We start from the raw sequence: 21,692 nt of genomic DNA on the forward strand, positions 1-21,692 counted from the left end.
CAGACTAAGGGCAGCGGCCGTTACCGGAGGGTCAGCTCGGCAAACCCTCGGGACGGCCCCGATCGGCGGTCCGCGTCGCGGTCAGCTCCGCCCACACGACCAGTCGGTGGCTGTGCCCCCATTCCGGATCACAGGTGGTCAGGGTCAGGTACCGGCCGGGGGCGGTGAAGGGGGAGCGGCGCGGTACCGGGTCGACGACCCCGACGTCGGTGGGCAGGGTGCGCAGCACCGCGCCGCGGACGGTGTACGTGTACCAGGCGGTCGCGTCCTTGAGGATCACGGCGTCGCCCGGCCGCAGGTCGGGGACGTCCTTGAAGGGGTCCCCGTAGGTGCGCCGGTGGCCGGCCACGGCGAAGTTCCCGGTGGCGCCGAGCCGGGCCGTGCCCGCGTAGTGGCCGAGCCCCCTCTTCAGCACCTCCGTGCCGGTGCCCTGGAGGACGGGCTTGATCCAGTCTGCTCCGAAGCGGGGGACGTACATCTCGGCGAAGGGCTCGCCGTCGGGGTAGCCGGGCTGCTGCGCGGGTGCCTGCGCGGGCGAGGGTGCGGGCGTGGTTGCGGGTGTCGGCCCGGGCACGGGCACGGGCGTGGCCGCGGGGGCGGGCGCGGCGGCCCAGCCCTCGCGCAGCCGCGCCCTCTCGCCGTCCATGGCCCGGTCGGCCTTGACCCCGGTCCACAGCAGCACGTACGCCGTGAACAGCACGATCAGGGTGCCGGCCGTCAGGCACAGCTCGCTGAACGTCCGGACCGCCAGGCGCAGCAGGGCGTCAGGGCGTGCTCGTCGCGGAGGAGGTTTCCAGCGGCTTCGCATAGTGGAGGTCCACTGTGCCGGAGTAGCCGGGAAGTTTCAGCTCCTTGTGCTCGTCGACTTTCCAGCCGAGCCCGTACGCCGCCACGTACATCTGGTAGTTCTGCAGGGCCGGGGAGGCGGCGAGCGCCTTGCGCAGGGCGCCCGGGTCGCCGACGGCGGAGACCTTGTAGGGCGGGGAGTAGACGCGGCCCTGGAGGATCAGCGTGTTGCCGACGCAGCGCACCGCGCTGGTGGCGATCAGGCGCTGGTCCATGACCTGGATGCCCTGGGCCCCGCCCCGCCACAGGGCGTTCACCACGGCCTGGAGGTCCTGCTGGTGGATCACCAGGTCGTTGGGCTGCGGCTCGGGGACGTTGGGGATGCGGGCGGTGGCGTTCGGCGGGGCGTCGTTGAGGGTGACCGTGAGGCCCTTCCCGGACAGCTCCTCCGTGCCGGAGGCGGTGCGCAGGGCGGCCAGCTTGGCGTCCTCGGCCCGGGTGCTGCCGTCGTCGCGCTCCGCGAGGGCGTCGACGCGGCTGCGGACGGAGGCGGTGCTCTGCTCCAGCTGCGCGTTGTTCTGGCTGCGCTCGTGGATGAGGTCGGAGAGCTTCAGGAGCGAGGCGTCCGTGCGGATGTTCGTACCCTTGGACGTGTTGAAGCTGGTGACGAAGATGAGGCCGGCCAGGGCGAAGACGGCGGCCGTGAGCAGTCGGACCGGCCGGAGCCGGCCCTGGGGACGGGGACCCGCGGAGGAGTCGTCGGAATTGCTCAACGTACCCTTCTCCTTCAACGCCACAGGTCCACTACGCTAACGGACGCCCGGGGCAGGCAAGGTCCCCAGCGCATCGACAGGAGAGCCCCTCGTGCCGAAGTCACGTATCCGCAAGAAGGACGATTACACGCCGCCGCCGACGAAGGCGCAGCCCATCAAGCTGGCCAGCCGCGGCTGGGTCGCCCCGGTGATGCTGGCGTTGTTCCTGATCGGTCTGGCGTGGATCGTCGTCTTTTACGTGAGCGAGACCCAGCTGCCGATCGAATCCATCGGCAATTGGAACATTGTGGTCGGATTCGGATTCATCGCGGCGGGATTCGGCGTCTCCACCCAGTGGAAGTAGCCGGGGCGAAGCGCGGGCGGCATGCATAGCGGGCAGCCGCCGCGCAAGCTCTCCCCAGGGGTTATCCACAGGGTCATCCACACCTGAGGAAAAGACAGAAGATCTGTGGATAACTCTGTGGAGCTTGACGCCGGTGTGATCAGGTGAGTTCGGCCGTCCGGACCACGACCAGCGCCGCTGCCAGCACAAATACCGCCAGGCACGTTGTCCACTGGATGAGCGGTCGCGTCTTTCCGGCGCTCGGGCCGACCATGCCCAGCCCGAGCAGCAGACCGGTCACCAGACCGCCGATGTGGGCCTGCCACGACACCGACAGACTGCCCCCGAGCGGCACGAAGGTCAGCACCAGCATGAGCACGACCATCGTGATCACGGGCCGCATCTCGTAGCGCAGCCGGCGCACCAGGACGACCGTGGCACCGAGCAGGCCGAAGACGGCTCCCGAGGCGCCCAGGGTCTGCGTGTTCGGCTCGGTCAGCAGGTAGACGAAGGCGCTGGCGCCCAGGCCGGACAGCAGGTAGACCGCGAGGTACCGCAGCCGGCCCAGCGCCGCTTCGAGCGGGCCGCCGATGACCCACAGGGCCAGCATGTTCCCGGCGATGTGCCACCACTCCGCGTGCAGGAACACCGAGGTCAGCAGCCGGTAGTACTGGCCGGTGGAGACGCCTCCGACGGGGCCGCCCAGGTACTCGACGTACCGGCCGAGCAGCTCGAGCTGCACGACGAGCGGCGGCACGAGGAGCCCCACGAGGAACAGCGCGGCGTTGATCCCGATGAGGATCTTGGTGACGAGGTGGGGGTCGGCGGCGACCGGCGCGCCCGCCAGGGTGCGCGGGGCGTGCACGGCCGGGCCCCGGCCCGTACCGGAGCCTTCGCGGACGCAGTCGGGGCACTGGAAGCCGACCGAGGCGCTGATCATGCACTCGGGGCAGATGGGGCGCTCGCAGCGGGTGCAGCGGATCCCCGTGTCGCGGTCCGGGTGGCGGTAGCAGCCCGGCAGACGGTCCGTGTCCATCGGTCCCCCTCGGTCGGCGGCGGGGCTCCGGGTCAGCGCTTCTCGACGGCGACGGAGTGGATGATCACGTCGTCGAGGGGGCGCTCGGTGCGCGGGTTGGTCGGCAGGCCGGCGATCGTGTCCACGACCTTCTGGCTGGCCTTGTCGGTGACCTCGCCGAAGATCGTGTGCTTGCGCGTGAGCCAGGCGGTGGGGGCGACGGTGATGAAGAACTGGCAGCCGTTGGTGCCCGGGCCGGCGTTGGCCATCGCGAGCAGGTAGGGCTTGGTGAAGGCCAGGTCGGGGTGGAACTCGTCGGCGAACTGGTAGCCGGGGCCGCCGGTGCCGTTCCCGAGCGGGTCGCCGCCCTGGATCATGAAGCCGCTGATGACGCGGTGGAAGACGGTGCCGTCGTAGAGCGGGTCCGTGGTCTTCTGGCCGTCGGTGGGACGGGTCCACTCGCGGGCGCCCGTGGCGAGCTCCACGAAATTCCGGACGGTCTTCGGGGCGAAGTTCTCCAGCAGCTCGATCTCGATGTCGCCGTGGTTGGTCTTCAGGGTGGCGTAGAGCTTCTCGGCCACGGATCTGCCTTCCATAGTCAGCACTGTCGGTTCCCGATCCTCCCACGGAGGGCCGTACGGCACGGAAATCCTCCACCCGGATGCCCTGTCACGCGCGCCGCCGGACGATTGGGCGGGCATGATCCGACAAAGGGTGGAAAGGTGAACTGTGTCCGCCACCGAGGAGGAGGATCACGTGACCCGCAAGGACAGCGTGCGCCTGGCCGCCGACAGCGCCAGGGACACCATGAGGCACGCAGCGGAGCTGGTGGCGCCGTACGCAGAATCCGCCAGGGACGCCGCCGTGCACTACACGCAGGAGGCGAACGAGCGGCTGGCGCCGAAGGTGACCCACGCCGCCCACCAGGCCTCGCGACAGGCGCGTACGGCGTACGACAACCATCTGCATCCCCGGATGCAGGCGGCGCGCACCCATGTGCCGCCGAACGTCGACCGGGCGGCGGTGTACGCGGCGCACCGGACGCGGAACGCGGCGCGACAGGCCGCCGACTACACCGCGCCGCGGCTGGAGAACGCGCTCGCGGTGAGCCGGCCGGTGGCCGAGGAGGCCGCGGCCCGGTCGCTGGCGGCGCTGGCCGCACTGCGCGGCCAGGTCTCGGCCAAGGAGGTGCAGAAGCTGATCCGGCGCCATGAGCGGCGGGCGCGCACGGGCCGCGTGGTCAAGGGCGTGGCGCTGGTCGCCGTCCTGGCGGGCGCGGCGTTCGTGGCGTGGAAGTGGTGGGACCAGCAGTCGAACCCGGACTGGCTCGTCGAGCCGCCCGCGGCGACCGAGATGTCCTCGCGCGACGCGGCCCCCGCGAGCTTCGACGACGAACTGGCGGAGAAGGAACGCGAGAGCTCCGGCGAATAGCGCACGGGCGACGACAGAAGGGGAGGGCCCGGATCCGTGGGATCCGGGCCCTCCCCTCTTCCTGTCTCATTCCTGTCTCATCCGGGGAGGGTGAGCACCTGCCCGGGATGGATGAGCTCGGGGTTGCTGCCGATGACGCCCCGGTTCATGGCGTAGAGCTCGCGCCAGCGGGCCTCGTTGCCCAGCTCCTGCCGGGCGATCGACAGGAGCGAGTCGCCGCTCCGGACGGTGTACGTCCGCCGCGTCGCGGTGGCCTCGGGCTTGGGGGTGGGGGCCGCCGGCACCGCCTTGTGCGCGGCCGACGAGGGAGTCGGGGTGTGCGGCGGACGGTCGGCCCACGCCGAACCCGGCGGCGCGGTGGCCGCCTTCGGCGCGGCCGGGGCGTGCCTCGGAGCGTGCTTCGGCGGAGCGTGCTTCGGCGGGGCCGCGGCGGCCACCCGCTCGGCGGCCTCGCGCGAGGCCGCCACGCGCGTTGCGGCGACCGCGTCGGTGTACGCGGCCGCGTAGTCCTCGGACGCGGCCGCTGCCTTCTCGGCGGCGGCCCGTTTCTTCTTGTCGGACCTCAGGAAATCGAAGAGTCCCATGTGTCTGTACGCCTCCGGCGTGGTGTCGCCCCCTGGTCCCCCTGGTTCGGTGCCTGTGTCCACTGTCGGCCAGGAGGCGCGAGACGGCAGCCGGTGACGGCCCCATCCGGGGGACGGCCCGCAGGCCCGGCGCCCTACTGGCGGGCGCGGCGCGCCGGGCGGGGGGTTTCGGAGGGCGCCTCGAGCCCGCCCTCGGCCAGCAGCTTCAGGCCGCGCAGCAGTGCCTCGCGGTCGGCCGCGGCGAGGGAGGCGAGGGCCTCGGCGTGGACCCGGTCGACGATCTCCTGGCTGTGGGCGGCCACGGCCGCGCCCTTCTCGGTGACGGCGATGATGCGGGCCCGCCGGTCCTTGGCGGACGGCCGGCGCTCGGCCAGGCCCGCCTTCTCCAGGGCGTCGACGGTGACCACCATCGTCGTCTTGTCCATGTCGCCGATCTCGGCGAGCTGGATCTGGGTGCGCTCCTCCTCCAAGGCGTGCACGAGGACGCAGTGCATCCGGGCGGTCAGGCCGATCTCGGAGAGGGCGGCCGCCATGCGGGTGCGCAGCACATGGCTGGTGTGGTCCAGGAGGTAGGAGAGGTCCGGCTCGGTCCGGGCGGGCGCCATGGCAGTCATGCCTCCCAGCGTAGCGATCGTTCTGAAGAAAATGGTCCCGCAATAAATCGTCTATAACAAAATCATCTGCTACGGTTCCACCATCTGCTGCACCACCCCCACCCGACCCGCTTCCCGGACGGAGACACCCATGCCTGTCGCCGGCTCCACCGCCCCGGCCACCGCCCGCCCGAAGGGCTCCGCCGCGCCGCCCCCGCCGGCGGGCGCCCAGCCCCGACCCCGGCCCCGCGCCCTGCGCTCGCGCTGGACCGCCCTCGCCGTCCTCTCTAGTGGCATGCTCATGACAATCCTGGACGGGAGCATCGTCAGTGTCGCGATGCCGGCCATCCAGGACGACCTGCACTTCACTCCCGTCGGCCTCAGCTGGGTCGTCAACGCCTACCTGATCGCCTTCGGCAGCCTGCTGCTCCTCGCCGGCCGCCTCGGCGACCTCCTCGGCCGCAGGCGGCTTTACCTGGCCGGCACCGCCGTCTTCACCGCAGCCTCCGCCCTGGCCGGACTCGCCGGCTCGCCCGAGGTCCTGCTGACCGCCCGGTTCCTGCAGGGGCTGGGCGCGGCGATGGCCTCGGCGGTCAGCCTCGGGATCCTGGTCACGCTGTTCACCGGGCCGCGCGAACGCACCAGGGCCATCGCGGTGTTCTCCTTCACCGGGGCCGCCGGCGCCTCGCTGGGCCAGGTGCTCGGCGGGGTCCTCACCGACGCCCTCGACTGGCACTGGATCTTCTTCATCAACCTGCCCGTCGGGCTCGCCACGCTGGCGCTGGCCCTGCCCGCGCTCCCCGCCGACCAGGGTCTGGGTCTGCGCGCGGGGGCCGACGTCCTCGGCGCCCTGCTCGTGACCGCAGGCCTGATGACCGGCATCTACGCGGTCGTCGAGGTCGAGCAGTACGGCTGGGCCTCCGTGCACACCCTCGGCCTCGGGGCGCTGTCCCTGGCCCTCCTCGCCGCCTTCGCCGTCCGCCAGGCCAGGGCCCGCACCCCGCTGATGCCCCTGCGGATCCTGCGTTCGCGGGCGGTGGCCGGCGCGAATCTGGTCCAGGTGCTGATGGTGGCCGCGATGTTCGCGTTCCAGATCCTGGTCGCCGCCTACCTCCAGCGGGTCCTGGGCTACGGGGCGTCCGCGACGGGGCTGGCCATGCTTCCGGCCGCCCTGGTGAGCGGCGCGGTATCCCTCACGGTCTCGGCCCGGCTGAACGCCCGCTTCGGTGAGCGGCGGGTCCTGCTGGCCGGACTCGCCCTGCTGGTCCCGGCGTTGGCCCTGCTGACGCGGTTGCCGGTGCACGCCGGGTACGCCGCCGACCTGCTCCCGGTGATGCTGCTGACCTCCGGCTTCGGCCTGGCCATGCCGGCCCTCACCACCCTGGCCATGTCCGGTGCGGGGGAGCAGGACGCGGGACTGGCCTCGGGCCTGTTCAACACCACCCAGCAGATCGGCATGGCGCTCGGCATGGCCGTCCTGTCCACGCTCGCGGCCTCCCGCACCGAATCCCTCGTCCGTTCGGGCCGTCCCACCATCGAGGCGCTCACCGCCGGCTACCACCTGGCGTTCGCCGTGGGCACCGCCCTCCTCGCGGCCTCGGCCGCCGCGGCAGCGACCGTCCTGCGGGCCCCGCGCCGCTGAGTTTCACGTGAAACATGGCCCCGGACGGGCACCCCGCCATCCGGCCGGAGACACGAAAAAGCCCCCTTGACCGGCATTTGCGCAGGTCAAGGGGGCTGTCATCTGTGGAGCTTAGGAGACTCGAACTCCTGACATCTGCCTTGCAAAGGCAGCGCTCTACCAACTGAGCTAAAGCCCCGAACAGGTGGACGCGACCGTCTCCGGTGAAGGAGCGACCGTTCCGCAGAACAGAGTACCGGGTTCACCCCCTCATCCCGCAAAATGATAGGGACTCCCGCCCTGCGACCACTCTCCGTAAGATGCTCGCGAGGTTCGCACCAGCGAAGGGGAGTAGTCAGAGTGGACGCAGTACAGCAAGAGGCCACTGCCAGAGCCAGGGAGCTCCAGCGCAGCTGGTACGGAGAGCCTCTGGGTGCGCTCTTCCGCCGGCTCATAGACGACCTCGGCTTGAACCAGGCCCGCCTCGCTGCCGTCCTCGGACTGTCGGCGCCCATGCTGTCCCAGCTGATGAGCGGCCAGCGCGCCAAGATCGGCAACCCGGCCGTGGTCCAGCGGGTCCAGGCCCTCCAGGACCTCGCGAGCCAGGTGGCGGACGGCAGCGTCAGCGCGGCCGAGGCCACCGACCGGATGGACGAGATCAAGAAGACCCAGGGGGGGTCCGTCCTCAGCAACAACGGCCAGACCAGCACCGGTTCGGGCGCTCCCACCGTCAAGCGCGTCGTCCGCGAGATCCAGTCGCTGCTCCGCTCGGTCTCCGCCGCCGGCGACATCATCGACGCCGCGAACGCGCTCGCCCCCAGCCACCCGGAACTGGCAGAGTTCCTCAAGGTCTACGGTGCGGGCCGCACCGCCGACGCGGTCGCCCACTACGAGGCGCACCAGAACTGAGCCGGACGCGCACGGCAGCGAACAGCGGCAACGGGGGACGGGCACAGCAATGGGTGAGGTCTTCGCCGGCCGGTACGAGCTGATCGACCCGATAGGCCGCGGCGGCGCGGGGGCGGTCTGGCGGGCCTGGGACCACCGGCGCCGCCGGTACGTGGCCGCCAAGGTCCTCCAGCAGAGCGACGCCCACATGCTCCTGCGGTTCGTCCGGGAGCAGGCCCTGCGGATCGACCACCCGAACGTGCTGGCACCGGCCAGCTGGGCCGCGGACGACGACAAGGTCCTGTTCACGATGGACCTCGTCGCGGGAGGCTCCCTCGCCCATGTGATCGGCGACTACGGGCCGCTGCCGCCCCGGTTCGTGTGCACCCTGCTCGACCAGCTCCTGGCGGCACTGGCGGCCGTGCACGCGGAGGGGGTCGTGCACCGCGACATCAAGCCGGCCAACCTCCTGATGGAGGCCACGGGAACCGGGCGGCCGCACCTGCGGCTGTCCGACTTCGGCATCTCGATGCGCAAGGGCGAGCCCCGGCTCACCGAGACCGACCACGTGGTGGGCACGCCGGGCTATTTCGCCCCTGAGCAACTCCAGGGCGCGGAACCCGACTTCCCCGCCGACCTCTTCGCGGTCGGGCTGGTCGCCCTGTACCTGTTGCAGGGCCGCAAGCCCGATTCCCGGGCCCTGGTGGAGCAGTTCCGGACCCGGGGCATCCCCGAAGCCCCCGAGGACATCCCCACGCCGCTGTGGGACGTCGTCGCGAACCTCCTGCAGCCCGACCCCGCGAGCCGCTTCCGGACCGCCACAGGGGCCCGCAAGGCCCTTGCCGAGGCCGTCCGGCTGCTGCCGGACCCCGTCCCGGACGAGGATCCGGTCGAGGTGTTCGACCAACTCGGGCCGCTGCCCCCCGGTTTCGGCCCGGACGGCCCGCAGGACACGGCCGCGGCGGCGCCCGCCTCCCCGGCGTCCCCCGCATTGCCGGCGCAGCCGCCCCGCACCCCGACGGCGCCGGTCCCGGCCGCCGCGGGAGCCGCGGAGCCCACCCGGACCGACCCGCGGGCCACAGCGGCTCCTGCACCCGCTGCTGCCCCTGCGCCCGCCCCGGCCTCGGCGACCGGCAGCTTCCACCTGGCGCCGCCCGCGCAGGAGACCGCCCCGAGCGCACCGAGCGCCCCGACCACTCCGCCCCGGCGGCCCGGCGGGATCGCCCCGCCCCCGCGGAAGGTCTCCGCGGCCCTGCTGGCCGCCGCACTGCTGTGCTTCGCCGTGGGCGCCTGGGCCCTCACCCGGCTCTGACGGCGCCCCGCCCGCGCCGGGCCAGCAGGATCCAGCCGCCGAGGACGAGCAGCAGCAGGGTCCCGGTGCCGAAGCCGCCGGCGGCGACCAGGCCCATGGTGGCGCGCCGGTCCGCCGCGGCGAGCGCCTCGGGCTCCGTCAGCCCGTCCCTGGCTGCCGTGCGGTCGCCCTCGTCCACGCCGAAGCCGGACGGGCGCAGGCCCTCGGTGTACGGGGGAGCGGCCGCGGCCTTGCCCTCCACGTTCAGCCGCAGCGTGAGCGGCACCGGTACGGCGTCCTCGGTGAACTCCCCGACCTTCTCGGTCATCGTGACCGCCAGGTAGTACCAGCCGGCCACCCCGGTCAGCTGCACCGCGCGCTCGGAGGCGAACCGGTTGCCGTACGCCACCGGGGCGGTCAGCGGCAGGGTGGCGCCCGCCTGCTTGCCGTCGTAGCCGGCGTCCTTGTCCGCGACCAGGGCGCCGTACGGGGTGTAGAGGCCGACGACCAGCCCGGTGGAGGCCGACCCGTACTGCTTCGTCATCCTGGCTCCGGCCAGCTCCGCGCTGACCGCGAGCTGCTGCCCCCAGTCCAGCGGCACCCGGTAGAACCGGGTCTGCCCCGGCCGCAGCCCGTCGCGCCACACGCCGGCGCCCACCGCCCGGGCGTCGTTGAAGCCGGTCCCGCCCTCGCGCGGCACCGCCTGGCCCCCCGGTGCCACCGGCGGGGTGGAGTTCCACGGGCTCGGCGCCGTCATGGGGGCGCTGCCGGTCTTCAGGCCGGGCTCGCGCGACACCTTCAGCTCCAGCGGCCACGCCGCCTGGTCCGAGCCCGAGGAGGCCTTGCGGGTGAGCTTCGCGTAGTAGACACCGGCCTGCTGGCATTCGGTGTCCTCCTCCAGCTGCCGAACTCCGACGGTGCCGATCGGCCGCGGGCCCCTGCCGTACCCGAAGTTCGCCTCGGGGGGGTCGCCCGGGCAGGTCCGGCCGGCGGTGCTCATCACCGTGACCTCGATGCCGTCGCTGCTAGAGTCGATCTTCGCCCCGGGGGGAGGCGCCAGGACCGCCGAGACGTACACGGTGGAGCGGTCGTCCAGGTTGAGCCTGTAGAAGCGCTCACCGGGGGCCATGGAGTCCTCGTAGGCCTTCCCCGGCTCCACCAGCGGTGCGTCCGCCGTGCTGGCGGCGCCCTGCACCTTCCGTGCGCCCTCCGCCGGCCGGTAGGACGGCAGCGGCTCCCCGGCCGCGTGCGCGGCCCCCGCCAGACCCGGCAGCAGACCGGGCAGCAGGCCCAGCAGCAGCCCCAGGGCCGCCGCCCCCGCCGCCCTCCGCGTCGGACCCCTCACATCCACCCCCGAATGTGCTGAAGCAAGCAAAAAGCTGAGTAACGGGCGTTTCCGTCACAGAGCAGCACAAAGCCCCGGCCGCAGCGGCAGCCGGGGCTTCATGAGATCGGCCTTGGGTCTCACACGCCGGAACCAGAGGGCACGGAGTCGGTAGCCTCCGTCCACAGGTCCTGCTCGGCGCGGTCCGCCTGGATCTGGCGGTACACGAGGAGCCCGCCGATGGCGGCCAGTGCGACCAGGAGCAGCTTCTTCACCGCGCGACCTCGTCTTTCGTTGACGTTGGGTACTTCTGGCGGCCAACAATACACACCGATCGATACCGTTCGGTGACCTGGGAAGCCCCGGGTGGCCGAACGACGAAGACCCCCGGGCCGTTCGGCCCGGGGGTCTTCGTCGTCTGTGGGGCTAACAGGATTTGAACCTGTGGCCTCATCCTTATCAGGGATGCGCTCTAACCAACTGAGCTATAGCCCCATCCGCGCTGCGCGCTGACTCCTGAAGATTAGCGCACAGACACGGTCCCGCCAAAATCCGTTCCCGAGGGGCGTCCCCGCAGGTCATTCGACGGTCATTCGTCCTCGGCGAGCGTGAGCTCAACACCGCCGACGAAGCCGGCCGACAGGTTGTAGATGAACGCGCCCAGCGTCGCCAGCGCCGTCGCGAGCACGACGTCGATCACGGCGATCACCGAGGTGAAGATCAGCACCCGCGGCAGGGACATGAAGGACTGGAGGTCGAAGCCGTTGCCCTCGTTCGAGCCGGTCGCCTCGCTGATCGTGCTGCCGACGGTCGAGAAGACGCCCATGGCGTCCATGACCATCCACAGCACCGCCGCCGCCACGATGGTGCACACGCCGAGCGCGATCGACAGCAGGAAGCTGACCTTCATCACCGACCACGGGTCGGCCTTGGCCACCCGCAGCCGCGCCTTGCGTGTCCTGGGCGTCGTACGGACCGCCGGACGCGGCTTGCGTGCGGCACCGGAGTCCCCGGCCCCGCGCTGCGCACCGGGGCCCGAGGGGGCCGCGTACGCCTGCGGCGGGTGGTAGGGCTCCCCGTCGGCCTGCCGGTCGGCCGGCGGGGCCGCAGCCGGGGCGGCCTGGGTGCCGGCCGGCTTCGCCCCCTGCTTCGCGCTCTGCTTGGCCGGAGCGGCGGCCGCCGGCTTGGCGGCGGCCTTCTCCTGCTTCTGCTTCGGCTCGCGGGCGTCCGTCACGGTTGTCCCCGTGCCTTCGGCGGCGCCGTCCCCACCCTGGGAGTCCGCGGCGGGGCCACGGGCACCGTCCTCCCCAGTCTTGGCCGGTCCGGCGCCCGTGGCTCCACTCACGACTTACTCCTCGTGCTCCCCGGCCGAGGGCTGTGCGCCCTCGGCTGCCTCGGCGGCCTGCGGTTCGGCCGCCTCGGACTCCTCGACGTCGTCCGCTTCCTGACCGGCCTCGGCGTTGCGGGCGATGCCGACGACGGCATCGCGCTTGCCCAGGTTGATCAGCTGGACGCCCATGGTGTCACGGCCGGTCTCCCTGACTTCGTTGACTCGCGTACGGATCACACCACCGCCGAGCGTGATGGCGAGAATCTCGTCCGACCCGTCGACCACGAGCGCGCCGACGAGCGAGCCGCGGTCCTCAACGATCTTGGCCGCCTTGATGCCCAGACCGCCGCGGCCCTGGACGCGGTACTCGTCGACCGGCGTCCGCTTGGCGTAGCCGCCGTCGGTCGCGGTGAAGACGAACGTACCGGGGCGGACCACGCTCATGGAGAGCAGTTCGTCGCCCTCGCGGAAGCTCATGCCCTTCACACCGGAGGTCGCGCGGCCCATCGGGCGCAGCGCCTCGTCGGTCGCCGTGAAGCGGATCGACTGCGCCTTCTTGCTGATCAGCAGCAGGTCGTCCTCGGCGGACACCAGCTCGGCACCGATCAGCTCGTCATCGCTGCCGTCCTCCCGCTCGCGCAGGTTGATCGCGATGACACCACCCGAACGGGGCGAGTCGTAGTCCTTCAGCGCCGTCTTCTTCACCAGGCCCGCCTTGGTGGCCAGGATCAGGTACGGAGCGGCCTCGTAGTCGCGGATCGCGAGGATCTCGGCGATCTGCTCGTCCGGCTGGAAGGCCAGCAGGTTCGCCACGTGCTGGCCGCGCGCGTCCCGGCCGGCGTCCGGCAGCTCGTAGGCCTTGGCGCGGTAGACCCGGCCCTTGTTGGTGAAGAACAGCAGCCAGTGGTGCGTGGTGGAGACGAAGAAGTGGTCGACGATGTCGTCTTCCTTCAGCTTCGCGCCGCGCACGCCCTTGCCGCCGCGCTTCTGCGAGCGGTAGTCGTCGGTCTTCGTGCGCTTGACGTAGCCGCCGCGCGTGATCGTGACGACGATGTCCTCTTCGGCGATCAGGTCCTCGATGGACATGTCCCCGTCGAAGGGCACCAGCTTGGAGCGCCGGTCGTCGCCGAACTTCTCGACGATCGCGGCCAGCTCCTCGCTGACGATGCCGCGCTGCTTCTCCGGCGAGGCCAGGATCGCGTTGTACTCGTTGATCTTCGCCTGCAGCTCGTCGTGCTCGGCGACGATCTTCTGGCGCTCCAGGGCGGCCAGGCGGCGCAGCTGCATCTCGAGGATGGCGTTGGCCTGGATCTCGTCGATCCGGAGCAGGCCCATCAGGCCCTCGCGCGCGATCTCGACCGTCTCGCTGCGCCGGATCAGGGCGATGACCTCGTCGATCGCGTCCAGCGCCTTGAGCAGGCCGCGCAGGATGTGGGCGCGCTCCTCGGCCTTGCGCAGGCGGAACTTCGTCCGCCGGACGATGACCTCGATCTGGTGGTGCACCCAGTGGCGGATGAACGCGTCCAGCGAGAGCGTGCGCGGCACGCCGTCCACCAGCGCCAGCATGTTGGCGCCGAAGTTCGTCTGCAGGTCGGTGTGCTTGTACAGGTTGTTCAGCACGACCTTGGCGACCGCGTCCCGCTTGAGGACGATCACCAGGCGCTGGCCGGTCCGCGAGGAGGTCTCGTCGCGGACGTCGGCGATCCCGCCGATCCTGCCGTCCTTGACCAGGTCGGCGATCTTCTGCGCGAGGTTGTCCGGGTTGACCTGGTACGGGAGCTCGGTCACCACCAGGCACTGGCGGTTCTGGATCTCCTCGACCTCGACCACCGCGCGCATCGTGATGGAGCCGCGGCCGGTGCGGTACGCCTCCTCGATGCCCTTGCGGCCCACGACCAGCGCGCCGGTCGGGAAGTCCGGGCCCTTGATCCGGTCGACGAGGGCGTCCAGCAGCTCCTCGTGCGTGGCCTCGGGGTTGGCCAGGTACCACTGGGCGCCGTCCGCGACCTCGCGCAGGTTGTGCGGCGGGATGTTGGTGGCCATACCGACGGCGATACCGGCGGAGCCGTTGACCAGCAGGTTCGGGAAGCGCGCCGGCAGGACCGTCGGCTCCTGGTTGCGGCCGTCGTAGTTGTCCGTGAAGTCGACGGTCTCCTCGTCGATGTCGCGGACCATCTCCATCGACAGCGGCGCCATCTTGCACTCGGTGTAGCGCATGGCGGCGGCCGGGTCGTTGCCCGGGGAGCCGAAGTTGCCGTTGGAGTCCACCAGCGGCATGCGCATCGACCACGGCTGGGCCAGGCGGACCAGGGCGTCGTAGATCGAGGAGTCGCCGTGCGGGTGGTAGGTGCCCATGACGTCGCCGACGACGCGGGCGCACTTGTAGAAGCCCTTCTCGGGCCGGTAGCCGCCGTCGTACATCGCGTACAGCACGCGGCGGTGCACCGGCTTGAGGCCGTCGCGCACGTCGGGGAGCGCACGGGACACGATGACGGACATCGCGTAGTCGAGGTAGGAGCGCTGCATCTCCGTCTCGAGCCCGACGGGCTCGATCCGCATCTGCGGCTCCTCTTCGGGGGTCTCGGTGGCGGTGGGAGTGTTCTCGTCGGCCATTGCTGGTCTTCAGGTCCTTTCAGGCGGTCAGCGAACGGACCGACTCAGATGTCGAGGAAGCGGACGTCCTTGGCGTTGCGCTGGATGAAGGAGCGCCGGGCCTCGACGTCCTCGCCCATCAGCACCGAGAACAGGTCGTCGGCCTGGGCCGCGTCGTCGAGCGTGACCTGGCCGAGGACGCGGTGGTCCACGTCCATCGTGGTGACGCGCAGCTCCTCGGCGTTCATCTCGCCGAGACCCTTGAAGCGCTGGATCGAGTCTTCCCTGATCCGCTTGCCGTTCTGCTTGCCGAGCTCCACGAGGGCGTCGCGCTCGCGGTCGGAGTACGCGTACTCGAAGTCGTCACGGCCCCACTTGATCTTGTAGAGCGGGGGGCGGGACAGGTACACGTGACCGGCCTCGACCAGCGGGCGCATGAAGCGGAACAGGAAGGTCAGCAGCAGGGTGTTGATGTGCTGGCCGTCGACGTCGGCGTCGGCCATCAGGATGATCTTGTGGTACCGGAGCTTCTCGATGTCGAAGTCCTCGTGCACACCGGTGCCGAAGGCGGAGATCAGCGCCTGGATCTCGGTGTTCTGCAGGATCTTGTCGATCCGGGCCTTCTCGACGTTCAGGATCTTGCCGCGGATCGGCAGGATGGCCTGGTACATCGGGTTGCGGCCGGACTTCGCGGAACCGCCGGCGGAGTCGCCCTCGACGATGAAGATCTCGCACTTCGTCGGGTCGTTCGACTGGCAGTCGGACAGCTTGCCCGGCAGCGAGGCGCTCTCCAGCAGGCCCTTGCGGCGCGTCAGGTCGCGGGCCTTGCGGGCGGCGACGCGGGCCGTGGCGGCCTGGACGGACTTGCGGACGATGTCCGCGGCCTCGTTCGGGTTGCGGTCCAGCCAGTCGGCGAAGTGCTCGTAGACCGCCTTCTGGACGAAGGTCTTCGCCTCCGTGTTGCCCAGCTTGGTCTTGGTCTGGCCCTCGAACTGCGGCTCGCTGAGCTTGACCGAGATGATCGCCGTCAGACCCTCGCGGATGTCCTCGCCCGTGAGGTTGTCGTCCTTCTCGCGAAGAATCTTCTTGTCGCGCGCGTACTTGTTGACCAGGGAGGTCAGCGCGGCGCGGAAGCCCTCCTCGTGGGTGCCGCCCTCGTGGGTGTGGATGATGTTGGCGAAGGAGTAGACGCCCTCGGTGTACCCGGTGTTCCACTGCATCGCGATCTCGACCGAGAGCATCCGCTCCTTGTCGTCGGCCGCGATGTCGATGACGGTCGGGTGGACCAGCTCGCCCTTGCGCGAGTTCAGGTACTTCACGAAGTCGACGATGCCGCCCTCGTAGTGGTACGTGACGCTGCGCACCTTGTCGGCCTGCTCGGCCTCCTCCGGGGAGTCGGCGCCGACCGTGGCCTTGGCGGACTCGCGCTCGTCCGTCAGCTTCAGCGTCAGGCCCTTGTTGAGGAAGGCCATCTCCTGGAAGCGGCGCGAGAGCGTCTCGAAGGAGTACTCGGTGGTCTCGAAGATGTCCCCGTCGGCCCAGAACGTCACCGAGGTGCCGTGCTCGGCGGTCTCCTCGTGGCGGGCGAGGGCCGCGGTGGGCTCACCCATCTTGTAGTCCTGGGTCCAGCGGTAGCCGTCCGTCTTGATCTCGACCGAGACCTTGCTGGACAGGGCGTTGACCACGGAGACACCCACGCCGTGCAGACCGCCGGAGACGGCGTAGCCGCCGCCGCCGAACTTGCCGCCCGCGTGCAGGACCGTCAGCACGACCTCGACGGCGGGCTTGCCCTGCGCGGGGATGATGCCGACGGGGATGCCTCGCCCGTTGTCGATCACGCGCACGCCGCCGTCGGCCAGGATCGTCACGTCGATCGTGTCCGCGTGACCGGCCAGCGCCTCGTCCACCGCGTTGTCGACGACCTCGTACACCAAGTGGTGCAGGCCGCGCTCACCGGTGGAGCCGATGTACATGCCGGGCCGCTTGCGGACCGCCTCCAAGCCCTCCAGGACCTGGATCGCACTAGCGTCGTAGTTGTTCTCGTTGGAGTCGCCGGAATCGGCCACGAAGCGCCCTTTCTGGCACAGCGCAGACCGGACTCCCAGGCGGCGCGAGTGGCCCGGCGGGAACGGCTGCGTCGATCTGCGTTGTCGGTGTTGCTCGGCGGATCCCGCAAGCGGGCGGGACTTACCCCTAAGTCTACCGGTAGCGCTGACATCGATGGGGGTTTGCCGGTACCTGGATCCGCATGTGCCGCCCTGAACCTCCCTCTCCCGACTCCCCATATTCAGACCGGGGCTCAAAGAGGCTCACACGGGCACCCAGCGCTTCGGCCTGTCAACCACCGGCTACCGTGAGGGACGCCACCCGCGCGGCCGCTGCGACCGCCTATCCGTAGGTGTCGCCGGGCCCCGTGCTGCCCGGTGCCCGCAAGGGTCCGTACCGCTTCGGCCGCCCGCCCGGACCCTGCACCTTGATCAGCCGGACCGTGCCCTGGCCCAGGTCGGCGTTGAGCCGCGCGACCAGCTGCGGCGCCAGCAGCTTCAGCTGCGCCGCCCACGCCGAGGAATCGCACCGCACGACCAGTTCACGGTCCTCGTAGCGTTCCGGTTCGCAGTGCGCCGCGATCTCCGGCCCGACGATCTCCGGCCAGCGCTCCATCACGCCGGCCACCGCCATCGGCATCTCCCAGCCGCGCTCCGTGCGCAGCCGGTCCAGCGCCGCCATCAGCGGCATCGGGTCCCGGCCGTCCGCGCGGGCGCCCGAGCGCAGTCCCTGCTGCGGCCGGCCCTTCTTCCCGGCGGCGGCGCTGCCGCGGGCACGCGCCGCCTCGCGGGCGGCCGCCAGCGCCTGCCGCGCCAGGTCCACGCCGGAGGGCTCGGGCGCCTTCCGGGCCGGCTGCGGCTCCCGGGTCTCCCGGGTCTGCCGGGTCTCCCCTGTCTCCCTCGTCGCCCGCCCGTCGTGCCGGTCGGCCCGGTCGTGCCGGTCGGGCTGCCTGTCCGTGCTCACAGCCGGGTCACCTCACCACCGGACACCCCGAACCGCGCCCCCACCAAAACGTCCGGAACGTCGTCGTCCACCGCCGCCGTCACCAGCACCTGCTCCGCCGGCGCCACCAGCTCGGCCAGCCGCTCCCGGCGCCGGGCGTCCAGCTCCGCGAACACGTCGTCGAGAATCAGCACCGGCTCGGTCCCCTCCGCGCGCAGCAGCTCGTACGAGGCCAGCCGCAGCGCCAGCGCGTACGACCACGACTCCCCGTGGCTCGCGTACCCCTTCGCCGGCAGCTCCCCCAGCCGCAGCAGCATCTCGTCCCGGTGCGGGCCCACCAGGGTCACGCCCCGCTCGATCTCCTGCTTGCGGACCTCCGAGAGCGCCTGCAGCAGCGCCTCGTACAGCGCCTCCCGGGACCGCGCCGCCCCGCTGTCCACCGCCTCGCCCGCGGAGGAACGGTACGCCAGCCCCAGCGGCCCGCCGCCGGGGGCGAGCTGCTCGTACGCCTTGTCCGCCAGCGGCAGCAGCGTCGCGATCAGGTCCAGCCGCTGCGCCAGCAGCTCCGCGCCCGCCCGCGCCAGGTGCTGGTCCCACACGTCCAGCGTCGACAGGTCCATCGAGCGGCCGCCGTGCCGGCGGGCCATCGCCGCGGACTTCAGCAGCGTGTTGCGCTGCTTGAGCACACGCTCGTAGTCCGAGCGCACACCGGCCATCCGCGGCGAGCGCGCGGTGACCAGCTCGTCCAGGAAGCGCCGGCGCTCGCCGGGATCGCCCTTGACCAGGGCCAGGTCCTCCGGCGCGAACAGCACCGTCCGCACGATCCCCAGCACGTCCCGAGGTCTGACCTGCGAGGACCGGTTGATGCGCGCCCGGTTCGCCCGCCCCGGGTTGAGCTCCAGCTCGACCAGCTGCTGGCGCTCGCCCTGGCGGACCGCCGCCCGGATCACGGCCCGCTCCGCACCCATGCGCACGAGCGGGGCGTCCGAGGAGACCCGGTGGCTGCCCAGCGTCGCCAGGTAACCGATCGCCTCGACCAGGTTCGTCTTGCCCTGGCCGTTGGGGCCCACGAAAGCCGTGACGCCCGGGTCGAGGGGAACCTCGGCCCGGGCGTACGAGCGGAAGTCGGCCAACGAGAGATGCGAGACATGCATACGGCGCCGACCTCCCCCGGCTTCCTGCTCTGCTGTTCTGTGGTGCGGTGCTGCTGTGGTGCTGCTGCCGTGTGGCGGCCGGGCTACTTCTTCTCGACCGCGTGGCCGCCGAACTGGTTGCGCAGCGCGGCGATCATCTTCATCTGCGGGGAGTCGTCCTGCCGCGAGGCGAACCGCGCGAACAGCGAGGCCGTGATCGCGGGCAGCGGCACGGCGTTGTCGATCGCGGCCTCCACGGTCCACCGGCCCTCGCCGGAGTCCTGCGCGAAGCCGCGCAGCTGCTCCAGGTGCTCGTCCTCGTCCAGCGCGTTGACGGCCAGGTCGAGCAGCCAGGAGCGGATGACCGTGCCCTCCTGCCAGGACCGGAACACCTCGCGGACGTCGGTGACCGAGTCCACCTTCTCCAGCAGCTCCCAGCCCTCGGCGTAGGCCTGCATCATGGCGTACTCGATGCCGTTGTGGACCATCTTCGCGAAGTGGCCCGCGCCGACCTTGCCGGCGTGCACGGAGCCGAACGCGCCCTCCGGCTTGAGTGCGTCGAAGATCGGCTGGACCGCGGCGACGTGCTCCTTGTCGCCGCCGTACATGAGCGCGTAGCCGTTCTCCAGGCCCCACACGCCGCCGGAGACGCCGCAGTCGACGAAGCCGATGCCCTTGGCGGCGAGCTCCTCGGCGTGCTTCTCGTCGTCGGTCCAGCGCGAGTTGCCGCCGTCCACGACGACGTCGCCGGGCGAGAGCAGGTCGCCGAGCTCGTCGATGGTGGACTGGGTCGCGGCGCCGGCCGGGACCATCACCCACACCACGCGGGGGGCCTGCAGACCGTCCACAAGCTCCGAAAGGCTGTGGACATCGGCGAGATCCGGGTTGCGGTCGTATCCGATGACGGTGTGGCCTGCGCGGCGGATGCGCTCGCGCATGTTGCCGCCCATCTTGCCGAGACCGACGAGACCGAGCTCCATCAGGTGGTTCCTTACGCGTTGTGGCCGTCTGTGCGGGCTCCCCCGACTGCCGGGGACACCCGGCTCCGAGCCTACGCCGGGCGCTGCCGCCCGGCGCCACGGACGGCACCGGGCACGGCCGTACGGGCTCTGCGCGGGCCGCTACGGGCCGCACGGCGGTACGGGAGCCGGCGCGCGGGGGCGCGAACGCCGTCGGGCCCGGTCCCGCGGGCTGCGCGACCGGGCCCGACGTGCGCAGGCGTCAGCCGGACAGGCGCACCGGCATGATCAGGTACTTGTAGGCCTCGTCCGCCTCGGCGTCGACGGCCGGGCGGCCGCTGAGCAGCGCCGGCTTGGTGGAGGTGGTGAAGCTCAGCTGGGCGACCGGGGAGTCGATGGCGCTCAGGCCGTCGAGCAGGAAGGTCGGGTTGAAGGCGATCGAGATGTCGTCGCCCTCCAGCTGGGCGTCGACGCGCTCCACAGCCTGTGCATCGTCGGAGGAGCCGGCCTCCAGGGTCAGCACGCCCGTCTCGAAGCTGAGGCGGACCGGGGTGTTGCGCTCGGCCACCAGGGCCACGCGCTTGACGGCCTCGACGAACGGGGCGGTCTCGATCACCGCGATGGAGTTGAACTCCGTCGGGAAGAGGGTGCGGTACTTGGGCAGGTCACCCTCGAGGAGGCGGGTGGTGGTGCGGCGGCCGGCGCCCTCGAAGCCGATGAGGCCCTCGCCCGCGCCAGAGCCGGACAGCGCCAGGGTGACGGTGTCACCGCTGGTCAGGGACTTGGCGGTGTCCAGGAGCGTCTTGGCGGGCACCAGGGCCACGGCGGAGGCGTCCGGGTTCTCCGGCTTCCACAGGAACTCGCGGACCGCGAAGCGGTAGCGGTCGGTGGAGGCCAGCGTGACGCGGTCGCCCTCGATCTCGATGCGGACACCGGTCAGGACGGGCAGCGTGTCGTCGCGGCCGGCGGCGATGGCGACCTGGGCGGCGGCGGAGGCGAAGACCTCGCCGGGGACGGTGCCCGTCGCGGTCGGCATCTGCGGCAGCGCCGGGTACTCCTCCACAGGCAGGGTGTGGAGTGTGAATCGGGAGGAGCCGCAGACCACGGTCGCCCGTACACCGTCTGTGGAAATCTCCACCGGCCGGTTGGGGAGGGCGCGGCAGATGTCGGCGAGGAGCCGGCCGGAGACGAGGACGGTGCCGTCCTCCTCCACGTCCGCCTCGACGGAGACGCGGGCCGAGACCTCGTAGTCGAAGCCGGAGAGGGACAGCGTGCCCTCCTCGGCCTTCAGCAGCAGGCCCGCGAGCACGGGCACCGGCGGCCGGGCCGGGAGGCTGCGGGCAGCCCAGGCCACCGCCTCCGCGAGTACGTCGCGCTCCACCCGGATCTTCACCGGAACCGCCTCCTGCTGTTGCTCGCTCGCCTGCCGGCCTTCGTCGTCGGCTCTCGCTGCCTCGGTGCCTGGACGGCTCGGAGCCTCGATGCCGGGGACCAGTCTGACGTACGGCGCCGACAGTCGGTGCTGCCGGCCGTCAAATCGGGAGCGAGGTGTCGGGGAGGCCTCTCGACCACGTTGTGCACAGCACCCGCTTGAAAACCGAATCCGGGCTAACTGTCCATGGGGGTAGTAGTAGGGCCTGTGGAAACCGTGGATAACGCGGTTTGCGCAGGTCAGCAACCGTTTTTTATCCCCACACCCTGTGGGCGGCACCGGTGGACAACAGGAGGGTGCTGTGGAGAACGAAAACTTCTGCACAGGCCATCCCCAGGTGACCCGGACTACTCCACAGGTGTGTCCCCAGCTTTCCCCCAGTACTCCACAGCCCAAACGTCGACTTCTGTGTGACGGCTTTCACTCCGGGCGGTGAGCAGGGGGCTGCTGTTGCCGAACAGTGGACAGCGGTGTGGGTAAGTCGTCGGATCCTGTGCACAGGATGGGGGAACCTGTGGGTCGACGGTGGACAACGCCGTGGACGAAGCTGTGGACGGATCTTCTGTCCACAGCCTGTGGACAGCTCCTGCGCACAATTCCACAGGCTACTGACCTGCTCTGATGGCGCAT

General features: G+C 71.1%; 20 protein-coding genes and 2 tRNA genes. 5 read left to right on the forward strand and 17 right to left on the reverse strand.

Features of this window, described 5'->3' with window-relative positions; genetic code table 11:
- Positions 1-31: 31 nt before the first annotated feature.
- Both AB0F11_RS07340 and AB0F11_RS07345 read right to left on the reverse strand, forming a co-directional pair.
- Complete coding sequence (locus tag AB0F11_RS07340) at positions 32-808, reverse strand: class E sortase (protein WP_362169353.1); 777 nt, start codon at positions 806-808, stop codon at positions 32-34.
- Complete coding sequence (locus AB0F11_RS07345) at positions 765-1,559, reverse strand: DUF881 domain-containing protein (protein WP_362169355.1); 795 nt, start codon at positions 1,557-1,559, stop codon at positions 765-767. The genes AB0F11_RS07340 and AB0F11_RS07345 overlap by 44 nt, the downstream gene beginning before the upstream one ends.
- A gap of 91 nt (positions 1,560-1,650) precedes the next feature.
- Here AB0F11_RS07345 and crgA point away from each other — a divergent pair, with 91 nt between their 5' ends.
- Entirely contained in the window at positions 1,651-1,902 is a 252-nt protein-coding gene (gene crgA, locus AB0F11_RS07350) for a cell division protein CrgA (protein WP_362169357.1), read from the forward strand.
- Between the two features lie 139 nt (positions 1,903-2,041).
- Here crgA and AB0F11_RS07355 read toward each other — a convergent pair whose 3' ends face one another.
- Together AB0F11_RS07355 and AB0F11_RS07360 are read right to left on the reverse strand one after the other, a co-directional pair.
- Positions 2,042-2,917, reverse strand: coding sequence for a rhomboid family intramembrane serine protease (locus tag AB0F11_RS07355; RefSeq protein WP_362169359.1), 876 nt, complete (start codon positions 2,915-2,917; stop codon positions 2,042-2,044).
- 32 nt (positions 2,918-2,949) lie between these two features.
- Positions 2,950-3,477 (reverse strand): peptidylprolyl isomerase, encoded by a 528-nt coding sequence (locus tag AB0F11_RS07360; RefSeq protein ID WP_362169507.1) that lies wholly within the window; start codon positions 3,475-3,477, stop codon positions 2,950-2,952.
- A 175-nt stretch (positions 3,478-3,652) separates the two neighbouring features.
- Here AB0F11_RS07360 and AB0F11_RS07365 point away from each other — a divergent pair, with 175 nt between their 5' ends.
- Positions 3,653-4,327, forward strand: a complete 675-nt coding sequence (locus AB0F11_RS07365) for a DUF5324 family protein (RefSeq protein WP_362169361.1) — start codon at positions 3,653-3,655, stop codon at positions 4,325-4,327.
- A gap of 77 nt (positions 4,328-4,404) precedes the next feature.
- On the opposite strand, the gene AB0F11_RS07370 is transcribed toward AB0F11_RS07365, so the two are convergent.
- Together AB0F11_RS07370 and AB0F11_RS07375 are read right to left on the reverse strand one after the other, a co-directional pair.
- On the reverse strand, positions 4,405-4,911 hold the full coding sequence (locus AB0F11_RS07370; protein WP_362169363.1) for a LysM domain-containing protein: 507 nt from the start codon (positions 4,909-4,911) through the stop codon (positions 4,405-4,407).
- Between the two features lie 134 nt (positions 4,912-5,045).
- A complete protein-coding gene (locus AB0F11_RS07375; RefSeq protein WP_362169365.1) occupies positions 5,046-5,525 on the reverse strand; it encodes a MarR family transcriptional regulator in 480 nt (159 codons plus the stop codon).
- 130 nt (positions 5,526-5,655) lie between these two features.
- On the opposite strand from AB0F11_RS07375, the gene AB0F11_RS07380 reads away from it, so the two are divergent.
- The gene (locus AB0F11_RS07380; protein ID WP_362169367.1) at positions 5,656-7,146 is read left to right on the forward strand and encodes an MFS transporter; all 1,491 of its coding nucleotides are present in this window, start codon (positions 5,656-5,658) and stop codon (positions 7,144-7,146) included.
- A gap of 105 nt (positions 7,147-7,251) precedes the next feature.
- Here the strand turns inward: AB0F11_RS07380 and AB0F11_RS07385 are convergent.
- A tRNA-Ala gene (locus AB0F11_RS07385) sits at positions 7,252-7,324 on the reverse strand.
- Between the two features lie 161 nt (positions 7,325-7,485).
- Between AB0F11_RS07385 and AB0F11_RS07390 the strand changes: the two genes are divergently transcribed.
- Both AB0F11_RS07390 and AB0F11_RS07395 read left to right on the forward strand, forming a co-directional pair.
- The gene (locus AB0F11_RS07390) at positions 7,486-8,034 is read left to right on the forward strand and encodes a DNA-binding protein (RefSeq protein ID WP_361903900.1); all 549 of its coding nucleotides are present in this window, start codon (positions 7,486-7,488) and stop codon (positions 8,032-8,034) included.
- A gap of 49 nt (positions 8,035-8,083) precedes the next feature.
- Positions 8,084-9,325: a serine/threonine-protein kinase gene (locus AB0F11_RS07395; protein WP_362169369.1), complete on the forward strand. Its 1,242-nt coding sequence runs from the start codon at positions 8,084-8,086 to the stop codon at positions 9,323-9,325.
- On the opposite strand, the gene AB0F11_RS07400 is transcribed toward AB0F11_RS07395, so the two are convergent.
- The 10 genes from AB0F11_RS07400 to dnaN all read right to left on the reverse strand — a co-directional run bounded on the left by AB0F11_RS07400 (position 9,312) and on the right by dnaN (position 21,023).
- Complete coding sequence (locus AB0F11_RS07400) at positions 9,312-10,649, reverse strand: hypothetical protein (RefSeq protein ID WP_362169371.1); 1,338 nt, start codon at positions 10,647-10,649, stop codon at positions 9,312-9,314. The two genes, AB0F11_RS07395 and AB0F11_RS07400, sit on opposite strands and share 14 nt — an antisense overlap.
- 119 nt (positions 10,650-10,768) lie before the next feature.
- Positions 10,769-10,903 carry a DLW-39 family protein gene (locus AB0F11_RS07405; protein ID WP_208809277.1) on the reverse strand — a complete coding sequence of 45 codons (135 nt, stop codon included), beginning with the start codon at positions 10,901-10,903 and terminating at the stop codon, positions 10,769-10,771.
- Between the two features lie 146 nt (positions 10,904-11,049).
- Positions 11,050-11,123, reverse strand: a tRNA-Ile gene (locus tag AB0F11_RS07410).
- Positions 11,124-11,217: 94 nt separating this feature from the next.
- Positions 11,218-11,973 (reverse strand): DUF3566 domain-containing protein, encoded by a 756-nt coding sequence (locus AB0F11_RS07415; RefSeq protein WP_362169373.1) that lies wholly within the window; start codon positions 11,971-11,973, stop codon positions 11,218-11,220.
- A 3-nt stretch (positions 11,974-11,976) separates the two neighbouring features.
- On the reverse strand, positions 11,977-14,571 hold the full coding sequence (gyrA, locus tag AB0F11_RS07420; protein ID WP_362169375.1) for a DNA gyrase subunit A: 2,595 nt from the start codon (positions 14,569-14,571) through the stop codon (positions 11,977-11,979).
- A 44-nt stretch (positions 14,572-14,615) separates the two neighbouring features.
- Complete coding sequence (gene gyrB / locus AB0F11_RS07425; RefSeq protein WP_362169509.1) at positions 14,616-16,637, reverse strand: DNA topoisomerase (ATP-hydrolyzing) subunit B; 2,022 nt, start codon at positions 16,635-16,637, stop codon at positions 14,616-14,618.
- Between the two features lie 301 nt (positions 16,638-16,938).
- Positions 16,939-17,418, reverse strand: coding sequence for a DUF721 domain-containing protein (locus AB0F11_RS07430; RefSeq protein WP_362169511.1), 480 nt, complete (start codon positions 17,416-17,418; stop codon positions 16,939-16,941).
- A gap of 137 nt (positions 17,419-17,555) precedes the next feature.
- Positions 17,556-18,692 (reverse strand): DNA replication/repair protein RecF, encoded by a 1,137-nt coding sequence (gene recF / locus AB0F11_RS07435; RefSeq protein WP_362169377.1) that lies wholly within the window; start codon positions 18,690-18,692, stop codon positions 17,556-17,558.
- Positions 18,693-18,775: 83 nt separating this feature from the next.
- Positions 18,776-19,651 carry a phosphogluconate dehydrogenase (NAD(+)-dependent, decarboxylating) gene (gnd, locus tag AB0F11_RS07440; protein WP_362169379.1) on the reverse strand — a complete coding sequence of 292 codons (876 nt, stop codon included), beginning with the start codon at positions 19,649-19,651 and terminating at the stop codon, positions 18,776-18,778.
- 241 nt (positions 19,652-19,892) lie between these two features.
- The gene (dnaN, locus tag AB0F11_RS07445; protein WP_361903880.1) at positions 19,893-21,023 is read right to left on the reverse strand and encodes a DNA polymerase III subunit beta; all 1,131 of its coding nucleotides are present in this window, start codon (positions 21,021-21,023) and stop codon (positions 19,893-19,895) included.
- Between the last annotated feature and the right edge of the window lie 669 nt (positions 21,024-21,692).

The sequence above is a fragment of the Streptomyces sp. NPDC032472 genome (genome assembly GCF_040636955.1).
Lineage (GTDB): Bacteria > Actinomycetota > Actinomycetes > Streptomycetales > Streptomycetaceae > Streptomyces.

What these genes read in the sequence shown, in the direction of transcription:
- AB0F11_RS07340 (WP_362169353.1), bottom strand. Translation starts at nt 808, where the DNA reads ATGCGAAGCCGCTGGAAACCTCCTCCGCGACGAGCACGCCCTGACGCC.
- AB0F11_RS07355 (WP_362169359.1), bottom strand. Translation starts at nt 2,917, where the DNA reads ATGGACACGGACCGTCTGCCGGGCTGCTACCGCCACCCGGACCGCGAC.
- AB0F11_RS07370 (WP_362169363.1), bottom strand. Translation starts at nt 4,911, where the DNA reads ATGGGACTCTTCGATTTCCTGAGGTCCGACAAGAAGAAACGGGCCGCC.
- AB0F11_RS07375 (WP_362169365.1), bottom strand. Translation starts at nt 5,525, where the DNA reads ATGACTGCCATGGCGCCCGCCCGGACCGAGCCGGACCTCTCCTACCTC.
- AB0F11_RS07380 (WP_362169367.1), top strand. Translation starts at nt 5,656, where the DNA reads ATGCCTGTCGCCGGCTCCACCGCCCCGGCCACCGCCCGCCCGAAGGGC.
- AB0F11_RS07395 (WP_362169369.1), top strand. Translation starts at nt 8,084, where the DNA reads ATGGGTGAGGTCTTCGCCGGCCGGTACGAGCTGATCGACCCGATAGGC.
- gyrA (WP_362169375.1), bottom strand. Translation starts at nt 14,571, where the DNA reads ATGGCCGACGAGAACACTCCCACCGCCACCGAGACCCCCGAAGAGGAG.
- recF (WP_362169377.1), bottom strand. Translation starts at nt 18,692, where the DNA reads ATGCATGTCTCGCATCTCTCGTTGGCCGACTTCCGCTCGTACGCCCGG.
- gnd (WP_362169379.1), bottom strand. Translation starts at nt 19,651, where the DNA reads ATGGAGCTCGGTCTCGTCGGTCTCGGCAAGATGGGCGGCAACATGCGC.